The 12,307-nt window shown below is 67.2% G+C and carries 10 protein-coding genes and 4 pseudogenes; 6 read left to right on the plus strand and 8 right to left on the minus strand.

The features are described 5' to 3' along the window. Window positions 1-242 precede the first annotated feature (242 nt). Both OHU89_RS01415 and OHU89_RS01420 read right to left on the minus strand, forming a co-directional pair. Window positions 243-1,496, minus strand: a complete 1,254-nt coding sequence (locus tag OHU89_RS01415; RefSeq protein WP_405639033.1) for an MFS transporter — start codon at window positions 1,494-1,496, stop codon at window positions 243-245. Further along, window positions 1,493-2,851 (minus strand): rhodanese-like domain-containing protein, encoded by a 1,359-nt coding sequence (locus OHU89_RS01420; RefSeq protein ID WP_405639035.1) that lies wholly within the window; start codon window positions 2,849-2,851, stop codon window positions 1,493-1,495. The genes OHU89_RS01415 and OHU89_RS01420 overlap by 4 nt, the downstream gene beginning before the upstream one ends. An 86-nt stretch (window positions 2,852-2,937) precedes the next feature. Here OHU89_RS01420 and OHU89_RS01425 point away from each other — a divergent pair, with 86 nt between their 5' ends. The 4 genes from OHU89_RS01425 to OHU89_RS01440 all read left to right on the plus strand — a co-directional run bounded on the left by OHU89_RS01425 (window position 2,938) and on the right by OHU89_RS01440 (window position 5,426). Next, window positions 2,938-3,606 carry an ArsR/SmtB family transcription factor gene (locus OHU89_RS01425; RefSeq protein WP_405639037.1) on the plus strand — a complete coding sequence of 223 codons (669 nt, stop codon included), beginning with the start codon at window positions 2,938-2,940 and terminating at the stop codon, window positions 3,604-3,606. Beyond that, on the plus strand, window positions 3,603-4,760 hold the full coding sequence (locus tag OHU89_RS01430; protein ID WP_405639039.1) for a cysteine desulfurase family protein: 1,158 nt from the start codon (window positions 3,603-3,605) through the stop codon (window positions 4,758-4,760). Before OHU89_RS01425 ends, OHU89_RS01430 begins: the two co-directional genes overlap by 4 nt. A gap of 80 nt (window positions 4,761-4,840) precedes the next feature. Further along, window positions 4,841-5,008, plus strand: a complete 168-nt coding sequence (locus tag OHU89_RS01435; protein WP_405639040.1) for a hypothetical protein — start codon at window positions 4,841-4,843, stop codon at window positions 5,006-5,008. 214 nt (window positions 5,009-5,222) lie between these two features. Continuing rightward, on the plus strand, window positions 5,223-5,426 hold the full coding sequence (locus OHU89_RS01440; RefSeq protein ID WP_405639042.1) for a hypothetical protein: 204 nt from the start codon (window positions 5,223-5,225) through the stop codon (window positions 5,424-5,426). On the opposite strand, the gene OHU89_RS01445 is transcribed toward OHU89_RS01440, so the two are convergent. Then, window positions 5,395-5,991, minus strand: a complete 597-nt coding sequence (locus OHU89_RS01445; RefSeq protein ID WP_405639044.1) for a TetR/AcrR family transcriptional regulator — start codon at window positions 5,989-5,991, stop codon at window positions 5,395-5,397. The genes OHU89_RS01440 and OHU89_RS01445 overlap by 32 nt on opposite strands. Before the next feature lie 62 nt (window positions 5,992-6,053). On the opposite strand from OHU89_RS01445, the gene OHU89_RS01450 reads away from it, so the two are divergent. Both OHU89_RS01450 and OHU89_RS01455 read left to right on the plus strand, forming a co-directional pair. Beyond that, a complete protein-coding gene (locus OHU89_RS01450) occupies window positions 6,054-7,244 on the plus strand; it encodes a cytochrome P450 (RefSeq protein WP_405639046.1) in 1,191 nt (396 codons plus the stop codon). A gap of 5 nt (window positions 7,245-7,249) precedes the next feature. Further along, a complete protein-coding gene (locus OHU89_RS01455; protein WP_405654256.1) occupies window positions 7,250-7,882 on the plus strand; it encodes a methyltransferase domain-containing protein in 633 nt (210 codons plus the stop codon). A 47-nt stretch (window positions 7,883-7,929) separates the two neighbouring features. On the opposite strand, the pseudogene OHU89_RS01460 reads toward OHU89_RS01455, so the two are convergent. The 5 genes and pseudogenes from OHU89_RS01460 to OHU89_RS01480 form a co-directional block, all read right to left on the minus strand. Further along, window positions 7,930-8,482 (minus strand): annotated as a pseudogene (locus OHU89_RS01460) (IS630 family transposase); the annotation flags it as partial. A gap of 253 nt (window positions 8,483-8,735) precedes the next feature. Beyond that, window positions 8,736-9,583 (minus strand): annotated as a pseudogene (locus tag OHU89_RS01465) (IS5 family transposase). Between the two features lie 235 nt (window positions 9,584-9,818). Then, a pseudogene (locus tag OHU89_RS01470) lies at window positions 9,819-10,468 on the minus strand (transposase family protein); the annotation flags it as partial. An 80-nt stretch (window positions 10,469-10,548) separates the two neighbouring features. Beyond that, window positions 10,549-11,352 (minus strand): hypothetical protein, encoded by an 804-nt coding sequence (locus OHU89_RS01475; RefSeq protein WP_405639048.1) that lies wholly within the window; start codon window positions 11,350-11,352, stop codon window positions 10,549-10,551. A gap of 311 nt (window positions 11,353-11,663) precedes the next feature. Then, a pseudogene (locus tag OHU89_RS01480) lies at window positions 11,664-12,119 on the minus strand (polymorphic toxin-type HINT domain-containing protein); the annotation flags it as partial. Window positions 12,120-12,307: the final 188 nt, after the last annotated feature.

Genomic DNA, 12,307 nt, shown 5'->3' on the forward strand with positions numbered 1-12,307 from the left:
CCTCCCCCGGCTGAAGCCGGGGGTATCCACGAAAGATTCCGATGACCGAGGACGAACCGGGCCGGGCGCAGCACAGCGCGTCGCGCGGTATCCGCAGGGCGCAAGACGGCGTCACCATGAATCGGGATGCCTGGCGGGGTGACGGATGTTGTGCTGTGCCTGCCTCCGGCGCGGCGGCCAAGGCCGAGGACGCATGCGGGTACCTGGCCGGTGCGACTGCTGCCGAATGATCGGGTACGCCGTCAGGTGCGCGGATGGGTCTCGTACATGCGTACCGCGACGACGAGACCGGAGGCGGCGGTGAGGGCGGCGACGGCCCAGATGGCGGTGGTGAGGCCGTAGGCGTCAGCGAGGATTCCCGCGACCAGCGCGCCGACGGCGAAGCCGCCGTCGCGCCACAGGCGGTAGACGCCGACGGCGCGGGCACGCCAGGCGGGGTGGGCGACGTCGCCGATGACGGCGAGCAGGGTTGGGTAGACCAGCGCGGTGCCGATGCCGAGCAGCACCTGGGCCGCGGCCCACATGCCGAAGGTCGTCCCCGCCGCGACGAGGGCGATGGCGGCCGCCTGCAGCAGCATGCCCGTGGTGATGAGGTGTTTGCGTCCGATGTGGTCGGACCACCAGCCGGTGAGCATCTGGCCCGCGCCCCATACGGCGGGGTAGAGGGCGGCGAGGATGCCGATCTGGGCGATGGACAGGCCGTGGGAGGCGAAGAGCAGGGGGAAGATGCCCCAGGCGAGGGCGTCGTTGAGGTTGTTGACCAGGCCGGCCTGGCTGGCGGCAGACAGGGCCTTGTCGTGGAGGCTGGTGAGGCGGGCGATCTGGCTGGTGGTCAACTCGGCTTCCGAGCCTGGTCGTTTGGGGTGTTGTGCGGCCTCGGCGCGGGCGTGTTCGCGGGTCTCGCGGACCGCGAGGGTGGACAGGCCCAGGGCCAGGACGACATAGGCGGCGCCGAGGAGGAACGGTTCGGGGCGCAGTCCGGCGTGTTCGGCGATGGCGCCGGTGGCCATGGCGGTGGCGGCGACGGCTCCGTAGCCGGCGGCCTCGTTGAAGCCCATGGCCAGGCCGCGGCGCTGCGGGCCCGCCAGGTCGATCTTCATGATGACGGTGGTGGACCAGGTCAGGCCCTGGTTGACGCCGAGCAGGACGTTGGCGGCGATGATCCAGCCCCAGGTCGGGCCCCAGGCGAGCATGGCGGGCACTGGCAGGGCGATCAGCCAGCCGGCGATCAGGACCGGTTTGCGGCCGTAGCGGTCCGACCATGTGCCTGCGAAGAAGTTGGTGATGGCCTTGGTGGTGCCGAAGGCCAGGATGTAGGTGAGGGCGGCGGTGTAGGCCGACAGATGGAAGACGTCATCGGCGAGCAGCGGCAGAACGGTGCGTTCCTGGCCGAGCATGCCGCCGACCAGGGCGTTGACCGCGACGAGCAGGGTGAACTGGGCGAGGTTGGCGCGTAGTCCGAGCCGTATGCCGCCGGGGGTTTCCGTGGCGGTCACGCGCCTGCCTCCAGCGTGCGGCCGGTGGCCTTGGCCCAGTCGGCCGGTCCGCCGTCCAGGACGGCGAGGTCGTCGTGTCCGGCCCGTTGGAGGAGGCTGGCGGCGGTCATGGCGCGCTCGCCGTGCCCGCAGGCGACCACGGCTCCGGCCGGTGCTTCGCCGGCGTGTCCGGTGAGGTCGCCGAGTTCGATGTGGATCGCGTCCGCGATGTGTCCGGTGACGTGCTCGGCACGCTGCCGGATGTCGAGGACCGGGCGGTCGGCGATGCGGTCGGCGGTGAGCAGGTCGATGGTCTGCTGCTTGCCGCCGTCCGCCTGCCAAGCGGTCCAGTCCAGGTGTCCGGCCGGCCGCTCGTATCCGATCTTCAGGGCCTGCCAGGTGAGTTCGGCGAGGTCCTGGTCGGGAGCGGTGACGAACACGAGGGGGGTGGCGTCGGGCAGCAGCCAGCCGAGCCAGGTGGCGAACTGGTCGCGCAGCGGGATGGAGATCGCGCCGGGCATGTGGCCGTGGGCGAAGTCCGTGACGGGTCGTACGTCGATGATCTGGGCGCCTTCGCCCAGCAGTTGGTGCGTCTCGGCCGCCGAGAGCGTGGCGAGGGTGGGGGCGCTGTCGAGGACGGCGGGGCCGCGTCGGTTGATCTCGCCCAGGCGGTCGAAGTAGGCGGGGTAGGAGCCGAGGCTGCCGAGCAGTTGCCGTACGAAGGTGTCCTCGTCCGGTGCGGCGAGCAGGGCGTTGGCCCTCTTCTGGGCGCCGATGGTGGTGGTGCGTTCGGCGCCTGGTGGGGCGGAGCAGAAGGAGCCGGCGCCGTGGGTGGGCCATACGGCGGTCGTGTCCGGCAGTTGGGTCAGGCGCCGTAGTGAGTGGTACTGGGCTCGGGCGAGTTCGTCCGCGCGCCCGGGGCCGAGCAGGTCGGTGCGGGCGGCGGAGCCGACGATGAGGGATCCGCCGGTGAAGACGCCCAGCTCGCGCGTGCCGTCCAGGAGGAGGAAGGACAGGTGCTCGTCGGTGTGTCCGGGGGTGGCCAGGGCCCGCAGGGTCAGCCCGCCCAGGTCGGTCTCGTCGCCGTCGGCGAGTGCGGTGTGCGGGAACGCGCGGTGTCCGGCGGCGGAGGCCAGGACGGTCGCGCCGTCGTCGGCGGCGAGTTGGAGCGCGCCGGTGAGGAAGTCGGCGTGCAGGTGGGTGTCGGCGGCGTAGGCGACCCTCAGCCCGCGCCGCTCGGCGGCGGCGCGCAGGGTGCGCAGGTCCCGGCTCGCGTCCACCGCCAGAGCGCGTCCGTCGCCCAGGTCGACGAGGTAGGCGCTGTTGCCCAGCCCCTCGTCGACCAGCGGTATCAGGTGATCGTCGGCGAAGCGCATCAGGGCCTCCTGGTGTCACGGTAGGTGCTGGGTGGTCCTAGCGCCCACCTACAGATACAATATTCCATGGATCTATGGAGGATGCCATGGGAGACCCCGCACGCAAGTCGGCGCTGTACGACGCCTTCGCCCACACCGGTAAAGCGCTGAGCAGCGGGAAGCGTCTGGAACTGCTCGATCTGCTGGCCCAGGGCGAGCGCACCGTCGACGCCCTCGCCAAGGCGGCCGGACTGAACCTGACCACCGCCTCCGCGCACCTGCAGACCCTCAAGCAGGCCGGGCTGGTGGCCACCCGCCGCGAGGGCGTACGCATCCACTACCGGCTGGCCGGCGACGACGTCGCCGTCCTGTACGCCCTGCTGCGCCGGGTCGCCCAGACCCACCAGGCGGGAGTCGAGGCCGCCCGCACCGCCTACCTCGGCGACCACCAGCCGGAGGGAGTCGGGCGCGAGGAACTGCTGACCCGCGCGCAGGCGGGCGAGGTCGTCGTCCTGGACGTGCGCCCGGCCGAGGAGTACACGGCCGGGCACATCCCCGGCGCCATCTCCATCCCGGTCGAGCAACTCGCCGACCGCATCGCCGAGTTGCCCGCCGACACCGAGGTCGTCGCCTACTGCCGCGGCGAGTACTGCGTCCTGGCCCACGAGGCCGTACGGCTGCTCAACGCACGCGGGCGGCGAGCCGTGCGGCTGTCCGACGGCATGCTGGAGTGGCGCCTCGCCGACCTGCCCGTGGCCACCGAAGAAGCCGCGTGATCCCCGCCCACCCGGGACTGCGGGGCGGGCCCGTCTACCTGGACTACAACGCCACCACTCCCGTCGACCCCCGGGTGGTCGACGCCATGCTGCCCCACCTGGGGCATCACTTCGGCAACCCCTCCAGCAGCCATTCCTACGGCGATCAGCCCCGCCATGCGCTCGAACAGGCACGCGCGCAGGTCGCGGCCCTGATCGGGGCCCGGCCCGACGAGATCGTCTTCAGCGGCTCCGGCTCCGAGGCCGACAACCTCGCCCTGCGCGGCGCCGTGCTGAGGGCCAAGGCCGACCGCCCCCATGTGATCACCCAGGTCACCGAGCACCCGGCCATCCTGGAGACCTGCCACGCCCTGGAACGCCTCCATGACACCGAGGTGACGTACCTGCCCGTGGACGGCGACGGCCTGGTCGACCCGGCGGCGCTCGCTGCCGCCCTCACCGAACGCACCATCCTTGTCTCGGTCATGGCCGCCAATAACGAGACCGGCGCCCTCCAGCCCGTCGCCGAACTGGCCCGCATCACCCGCGCCCACGGTGCGCTCTTCCACTGCGACGCCGCCCAGGCGGCCGGGAAGATCCCTTTGGACGTACGGGAGTCGGGTGTCGACCTGCTGACGATCGTCGGCCACAAGATGTACGCCCCGAAGGGCATCGCCGCCCTGTACGTCCGCCAAGGTGTCGCCCTCGAACCGCTGATCTACGGCGGCGGCCAGGAACGCGGCCTGCGCTCCGGCACCGAGAACGTCGCCCTCGCCGCCGGCCTGGGTGCCGCCGCCCAACTCGCCGCGGAGGAGCTGGTCGACGGCGGCTCACAGCGCATCGCCGCACTGCGCGAGCGCCTCCACACCGGCCTCACCGCCCGGCTCCCCGGCTGTATCCATCTGAACGGTCCCGTCGAACCGCGCCTGCCCAACACGCTCAACTTCAGCATCGACGGCATCCGCGGTCACGAACTCCTCGATGCCGTACCCGAGATCGCCGCTTCCACCGGCTCGGCCTGCCACAGCGGCGAGCACCGGCCCTCACCGGTACTGAGCGCCATGGGCGTGCCCGAGACCCGCAGTCTTGCCGCTCTCCGCCTGTCCCTCGGCCGCTGGACCACTGCCGACGACATCGACCGGACCGTCGAGCTGCTCGAGCGGGCGGTGAACTGACGGCCGCAGAGACGGCCGGAGAAAAGCATGGAGGGCGAACTGCCCCGCCATCTATGCAGCATCGCCCAGATCCTGCCGCGATGACGACAGCTTCCGTTCCGGCAGCGGACATCACCGTCGATGGCACGGGCCTGCTGTGCGTGACGCTCCTGCTCCGGCTGCGTGACCGCATCCAGCATGCGCCGCCGGGTGCGATCGTCCACATCATCGCCACCGACCCGGCGGCCCCGCTCGACCTGCCCGCCTGATGCCACGTGACCGGCCACACCTGCCTTGGCCCCGCCCCAGCCCACGACCAGCCGGTGTACGCACTGAGACTGGCCGCCGACGCCCGCCTCACCCGCGCCGACGCGCCATGGCACTCTGCCGCGGAGGGCCACTGACCTGGCCGCGGCGGGGCCCCACGACGATGGGTTCTGGACTTAGAGCGGCACCAGTGTCATAGCCCTCGGCCTGTGCGGGATGGTGACCACCTGGCAGCAAGACGCGAACTTCGGACGCGTCCTCGCCGCGTACGGCGGATTCTTCGGTGCCGGATCGATCGCCTGGGGCGTGGTCGCCGATGCCTACCGGCCCGACCCCTTCGACATCGTCGGCACCCCTGTGCGTCTCGCCGCGACTGCGGCTTTGGAGTTCAGTCGCCGACCGGGCGTGCGGCCTCGATGACGCCGTGGATGGCGTTGCTGATCCGGTCCGCTGCGGCATCGGGGTCCGGCTGTCCGGCGTCCAGCCAGCCGATGACGGCCTCGATGGTGAATACGGGAATCACGCGCGCCGCCCAGTCCAGCCAGGGTCCGGCGGGCAGGAGTGCGGCGAGGTTGCGCTGCGCGACCTCGGCCGAAGCCGCGGCGAGACTGTCGATGAGGTCGCGGAACTCCGGCTCCCGGGCGGCGTGATGGAACAGCAGCCGGAAGGCGTCGGGGTCGGCCGCCGCGGCACGGACCAGGGCGGGAACCGAGTTCTCGTCGAAGTTGTCGCTGCCCACGTTTCCCGCGAGCCGGGCGCAGGCTCGGTCCAGGACCGCTCGGTACATGTCGGCCTTGGACTCGAAGTGCCGGTAGAGCATCACCCGGGTGATGCCCGCCTCGGCGGCGACGTCATCAAGGCCGGTGCCGGCAAAGCCGGCGCGTGCGAACGCCCGGGTGGCGGCATCCAGGATCTGCTCACGCCGCTCGGCCCGCCGCATCCGCTTCACCGGCTCGACGCCATCGGAGTCCGCTCGCTCTGCCACCCCATCCTCCTCTTGTTTACGCACGAGTATACAAGTACGTTTGTTTACATCAGAGTATACAAATGATCATCTACAGGAGCTCCGTGCCTCCCCAGCTGCCCTTCGAACAGACCGGTCCCTTGCAGGTCCCGCCGCTGCTGCGCGAGTTACAGGCCCAGGGAGCCGTCCACAAGATCCGCACCCGCGTCGGCGACGACGCCTGGCTGGTCACCGGATACGACGAGGTGCGCCAGCTCCTTGACGACGCCCGACTCGGCCGCTCCCACCCCTGCCCGGAAACCGCCGCCCGCTCCAACGAATCGGCCCTCTTCGGCGGACCGCTGGGCAACTATGCGACCGAGCAGGCCGACCACGTCCGCATGCGCTCCCTGCTCCAACCGCACTTCACCCCAGGGCGCATGCGCGCCTTCCGCCCTCGCGTGGAAGCCCTCACCGCCGAACTTCTCGACCAGCTGGCACACCAGGACCAGCCGGCCGACCTCGTCACAGCCCTCGCGCTGCCGCTGCCGATCCTGGTCATCTGCGAACTGCTCGGCGTGCCCTACGAAGACCGAGCCCGGTTCCGCACCTGGACGCAGGCCGCCGCCGACGTGCTCGACCGGACACGCTCCGAGCAGGGGCTGGGCGAACTGTTCCAGTACGGAAAGGAGCTGGTGGCACACAAGCACCGAGCGCCTGGTGACGACGTGATCTCACGTCTATGCGCAACCGAAGGAGTCGGTGACGACGAGATCGCCATGCTCTCGATGGCCCTGCTGTTCGCCGGCCATGAGACCACCGTCGTCCAGATCGGCCTCGGCGCACTGCTGCTGCTCTCCCACCCGGACCAGTGGCAGGCGATGGCGGAATCCCCCGACCGGATCCCAGATGCTGTCGAAGAAATCCTGCGAGCCCCTGGCAAAGGCGGCGGAGGCATACCCCGCTACGCCCGCACAGACTTCGACATCGGCGGCGTCACCATCCAAGCCGGGGACCTCGTGATGCTGGACAACGGCGCCGCCAACCACGACCCCGCCGTCTTTCCCGACCCCGACCGCTTCGACATCCCACGCCGCGCCGCCTCCCACCTCACGTTCGGACACGGTGCGCGCTACTGCATCGGCGCACCCCTGGCCCGCATCGAGCTGCAGGTCGCCCTCGCACAGCTCGTTCAGCGCTTCCCCACGATGCGGCTCGCCGTACCGGTCGAGGAGCTGACCGTCCGCAGCGAGGTGCTGACGGGCGGCCTCGTCAACCTGCCCGTGGCCTGGTGATCGACATGAACCGCCCCGTCTTCGCGCGGCTGTACCCCCACATGAGCAAAGCCATGGAACAAGCAGGCATGGCCGAACACCGCCGCACCCACCTCGCTGGACTCACCGGCGAGGTCATCGAGATCGGTGCAGGGGACGGTGCGAACTTCACCCACTACCCGCCAACCGTCACCCGCGTACTGGCCGTCGAACCCGAACCACACCTGAGACGACTCGCTGAAGCCGCCGCCCAGCAGGCGCCCGTTTCGATCCATGTCGCCGCCGGCAGTGCTGAAAGGCTCTCCGTTCCCGGTAAGAGCTTCGATGCCGCGGTGTTCTCGTTCGTGCTGTGCACGGTCCCCGATCCCAACGCGGCCCTCGACGAAGCCCTCCGCGTACTCAAACCAGGGGGACAACTCCGTTTCCTGGAACACATCCGCGCCGATACCTCCGGCCTCATCCGAGTTCAGCGCCTACTGGACGCCACCGTCTGGCCGCTCCTCGTCGGCGGTTGCCACACCGGCCGCGACACTCAACAAGCCATCACACGGGCGGGATTCATCATCGAGCACCTCGACCGCTTCTTCTTCCCTGAGGCGCGGACTCCTGTCTCCTTCCACATACTGGGAACAGCATCCCGAGACTCGAGGTCGAAGTAGGCCGCAGGATCAAGTTCGTTGTCCCGGCCCCAGCACGAGACCGCTCGCTAATGTCCTGCGCCGGAGATCCGTCGGCAGAGGCGGGTGAGGGAGTCGAGGATTTTCTTCGGCTGTTTTGGTCCAGATGAACGGCTTGGGGTCTTCGTTCCAGTGCTTGACCCAGGTCCGGATGTCGGCTTCGAGGGCCTGGATGTTCTTGTGTGCGCCGCGGCGGATCATCTGGTGGACGAGGTAGCCGAACCAGCGCTCGACCTGGTTGATCCAGGAGGAGCCGGTCGGGGTGAAGTGCAGCTCGAACCGCGGGTGTTTGGCCAGCCAGGCCTTGATCGCCGGTGTTTTGTGGGTGCCGTAGTTGTCGACGATCAGGTGGACCTGCAGGTGCGCCGGCACCGCTTTGTCGATCCGGATCAGGAACTTCTTGAACTCCACGGCCCGGTGGCGTCGGTGCAGGGCCGTGATGACCTCGCCGGTGGCGACGTCGAAGGCGGCGAACAAGGTGGTCAGGCCGTTGCGGACGTAGTCGTGGGTGCGCCGCTCGGGCATGCCCGGCATTATCGGCAGCACCGGCTGGGACCGGTCCAGGGCCTGGATCTGTGACTTCGTGCGCCACGAGGCGCTGTGGGATCGAGCGGAGGTGAGAGGACTCCGCCGTCGTGCTGTCGCAGCAGCATGGCGAAGCTGGGGGCAGTTCGAGCCGGGAGATGCCGGTAAGGACGGAAAGCAGCCCCGACAACGACGGGACGCGCTGGCACTGCCAGACGGCGCGGGTCCGGCAAGCGAGACGGAAAGGTGCACGTGAGGAACCGGCGTGTAAAGCCCCTTAAGAGGACGTTCCGGTTGAAGACGGGATAGTTCACGGGTTGTGCCAAGTTATGGGCGTTTCTCCGGTTGCTCGTTTCGCAAGGTTGGAGATCATCGCGAGGCGGATCATGCTCTCGGAGTGAGCGGGTTTGGTCTCGTAGTCCCGGGCGAGGCGACGGTGCATCATGATCCAACCGAAACTTCGCTCCACTACCCACCTTCGCGGAATCACGGAAAACCCTTTGACCTGGGCGTTCCTGGGGACGACGTCGACATCGATACCGAGGGCGGCGCCGTGCTCGATGGCCTGGGTCTTGTAGCCGGTGTCGACCCATGCCTTGGTGATCGTGGGGTGGTCGGCGGCGATCCGGGTGAGGAGCTGTTTGCCGGCCTCGTTGTCGGAGACGCTGGCTGCGGTCACGATGACCAGCAGTAACAGGCCGAGGGTGTCGACGACGATGCTGCGTTTGCGGCCCACGATGTCTTCTTGCCGGCGTCGGTGCCCTGGGTGTCGGTGGGGACGCTGGTGGCGGTCTTCACGCTCTGTGCGTCGAGAACGCAGGCGGTGGGCTCGGCGGTGCGTCCTGCCTGCTCACGGACCATTCGGTGCAGGCGGACGCCGAGTTTCTCGATGGTGCCGTCGGCGGTCCATGCGCTGAAGTAGCTGAACACGGTGGTGTGCGGCGGGAAGTCGTGCGGCAGGTAGCGCCAGGGGACGCCGGTCCGATTGAGGAAGAGGATCGCGTTCATCACTTCTCGCAGGTCAGTGACCTTGCCGCCGAGGTGGAGCGAGGTCTTCTGTCGCTCGGCCCGCCAGGCCGTCAAGGTCGGCTCGATCAACTCCCAGCGGGCGTCGGACAGATCACTCAGGTACGGCTTGCGCTGCTGCGAAGTGGCCATGGGGATACTCATGCACGGGGCTCCCGATCGGGCATATCGCTCGATCGGGCGAGGCAAAAGCCAAATTCAGGTGCTTATTCGAACCGGACAGGAGCTCTCGTTACCAACTAGGGTGAAACGCAAGATCAGGTGCGTCGCGACCGAAGAGACATACCTCCCGTTCAGCCTGTACACGCTGATTCCCGGCATGCGCCAACCGCCGTAAACCACCGCATAGATGACACGAACGTCCTCTGAACTCCTGGTAGTGCTCGGGCTGTTCGTTGTGGTGGTAATAGGGGGTGCGGACAGTGGCGCCGGCACCCTGGTAGGCCCGGTCCGCGAGGACGAGGATCTGTCGAGTCAGGCACGCTTGGATGATGCCGTGGGCACGGGCCGCGGTGAGGTCATGGGTACGTCCCGGTGTCGCGCGTGAGAACCACAGCGGTGTGCCGTCCGGGGCCGCGATGACCTGCACGTTCATGCCGTGCTTGCGGTGCTTCTGTGAGTAGTAGGGCTCATCCGCCTTGATGCGGTCGGTCGGAATGAGCGTCCCGTCGACGATGACGAAGTCCCCCTCGCCCAACCCGACCAGGGCCTCGTGCAGGCCCGGCGCCCAGGCGGCCAAAACCTCAAGCGTCTCGTCGACGTAGCGCCAGGCCGTCGCCTCCGACACCCCGAACCCGGCGCCGACCTGTGCGAACGTCTCGTTCTTCCGCAGGTGGGCCAGTGTCAGCAGGGCCTGCTTGAAGCAGCTCAACTTCCGCCATGGTGAGCGAAGTTCACGCCTTCGGGTGTAGACGAGCCAGGAGACATGCTCGACCAGCTCGTACGGGACGTCGAGCATGGAAGGATACGGAACCAACGAAGCCCCCCGGCCGTCGGCGTGTTGAGTGAGATCACCACACCAACGACGAGGGGCTTCGCCACGTCACCACCACGCTGACCAGCCTGTTTCACTCCTCAGACCCCAGGATGAAAGAGGTTCACTCATCAGGCCCCACCACTCTCGCCCTCTGCGAAAGGGCTTGCAACGCCTCGAGGCTCTCGTCCAAAACCCTCGTGCCTCTAAGACGGACATCCTCCAATGCTGGCATCCCTAGCAATGGCTCAGCGGTCTGGACTGCCCCCGAGTTGATGATCCTAAGTTCCCTCAGGGCCGATAGCCCAGAAAGATCGGCCAGGCTCAAAGGCTCGGAGATTTGCGTCTCCCGTGGCCCGATCAGCCACAATCGCAGCAAATCCTGAAGCGGCCTGAGGGGTTCCAGGCTCTCCACCTGGAGTTCCAACAATTCTGCTTCGATTAGCGAGCGACAGCTTTCCATTCCACGCAGGTCGACTGCGCTACCAAGCCCTTCCAACTTCAACCACTCCAGATTCGGGACACCCGATAGGAACCGCAAATCAGGCCGAGTGAAAGACCAAAGGGTTAGAGCGCGGAGCCGTGTGAGTCCGGAGAGGTCAAGGACGCCTGGACGATCATCCACACCAAGCGATTCAAGAGTGTCACTCGAGGTCACCGGTACCGGAGTTCGGCTTCTTGTCAAGAGAACTAGCTCAACAACATCCGGCAAGCTGAATGCCCGTGAGTCGTCACGCACAGCACCGTTCACTTCCACATACTTGAGACCTGGCAGTTCCGTAAGGAAGTCCAAATGATCAAGCTCCACCCCGCGCTGCACGCGAAGGTAGATACCGTCACATCGCCCCTCGATAAAGGACCTCAGCAAGTCGTCAAATTCTACACTTCCCTGAACATCCCAGATCAGGGTGTTAAAGTCCGCCCTCATCAGCCCTCATTCCTTCGATTCAACAGTGTCCCGCCACCCACTCCGCCAAGGCCGTCAATTGCCACTTGTTCCGCCTGGCGTATTTCCGTCCAAGACTTTCCTGACATGTCCCGCGTGGCCACAAAAGCCACATCGTCGTACGTGTACCCCGCCTGGTAAACTGCCGCCTCTTTGTCCGTGAATGCCTTGTGAAGGCGCTTATGGACTGTACTGGTTGGGAGCTTTCCAGCTGACCCAACATACGCCCTGCCATCCTTCATGGTGATGATATAGATGCCGCGAAAATCTGGAGCCACGCCATAATTGAAAGTTGGACATCCTGAGTTGTGTACCAGGACGGGCGTATCGCCAGCCAGGACATAGTATGTGTGGAGGTCGTCGACAGTGAGGTTGTACGTCGTCGCATGCTTTGTGTAGGCCCGGTTCGCGGTGACGATGACGGTGGTGCCGTCGTCGGTGAGCAGGGTCATGCCGGGACCGAGGTCGCCGGTCTCGATCCAGTCGTCCTCAGAAGGTGACCAGAACGGGTGCTCGTTCGTGGCCGTCAGTTTTTCGATGCCGTCGTCTGTTGCGATGGACAGCTCATTGAAGTGCTTGTCGTCCTCGGTGATGATCAGCCGGGTGACCTCTCGGGTTCCCGTTTCACCGGTTTCAGGGTCGGTGGCTTGGACTTTGTCACCGGGTTCGACGTCCTCGATGTCCTTGGTGGTGCCGTCTGCCATGAGGACGTCGGTTCCGGCCAGGAAGCACTTCGTGCAGGTTCCGGATTTTGAGAGGCGCCCGCCTATCAGACGACCCGTGCCTGTCCCCAAGGCCATGACGAATTCCTCGCCTAGCTCTTCCGTCCGTTCCCAGACGCGGGCGTCTTTCGCGCATGCGTCTGTGTGAATCAGGCAGTAGGTAGCAGCAATCTTCTTGGCCCCCGCCACGTCATCCGGGTGTTCGAGCAGATGGG

It is taken from the genome of Streptomyces sp. NBC_00019 (genome assembly GCF_045041015.1).
In the GTDB taxonomy this organism is placed as follows: Bacteria; Actinomycetota; Actinomycetes; order Streptomycetales; family Streptomycetaceae; genus Streptomyces.

Coding starts and splice junctions, on each gene's coding strand:
- OHU89_RS01450 (WP_405639046.1), top strand. CDS start 6,054: ATGATCATCTACAGGAGCTCCGTGCCTCCCCAGCTGCCCTTCGAACAG.
- OHU89_RS01425 (WP_405639037.1), top strand. CDS start 2,938: ATGGGAGACCCCGCACGCAAGTCGGCGCTGTACGACGCCTTCGCCCAC.
- OHU89_RS01475 (WP_405639048.1), bottom strand. CDS start 11,352: ATGAGGGCGGACTTTAACACCCTGATCTGGGATGTTCAGGGAAGTGTA.
- OHU89_RS01435 (WP_405639040.1), top strand. CDS start 4,841: ATGACGACAGCTTCCGTTCCGGCAGCGGACATCACCGTCGATGGCACG.
- OHU89_RS01420 (WP_405639035.1), bottom strand. CDS start 2,851: ATGCGCTTCGCCGACGATCACCTGATACCGCTGGTCGACGAGGGGCTG.
- OHU89_RS01440 (WP_405639042.1), top strand. CDS start 5,223: ATGGTGACCACCTGGCAGCAAGACGCGAACTTCGGACGCGTCCTCGCC.
- OHU89_RS01455 (WP_405654256.1), top strand. CDS start 7,250: ATGAACCGCCCCGTCTTCGCGCGGCTGTACCCCCACATGAGCAAAGCC.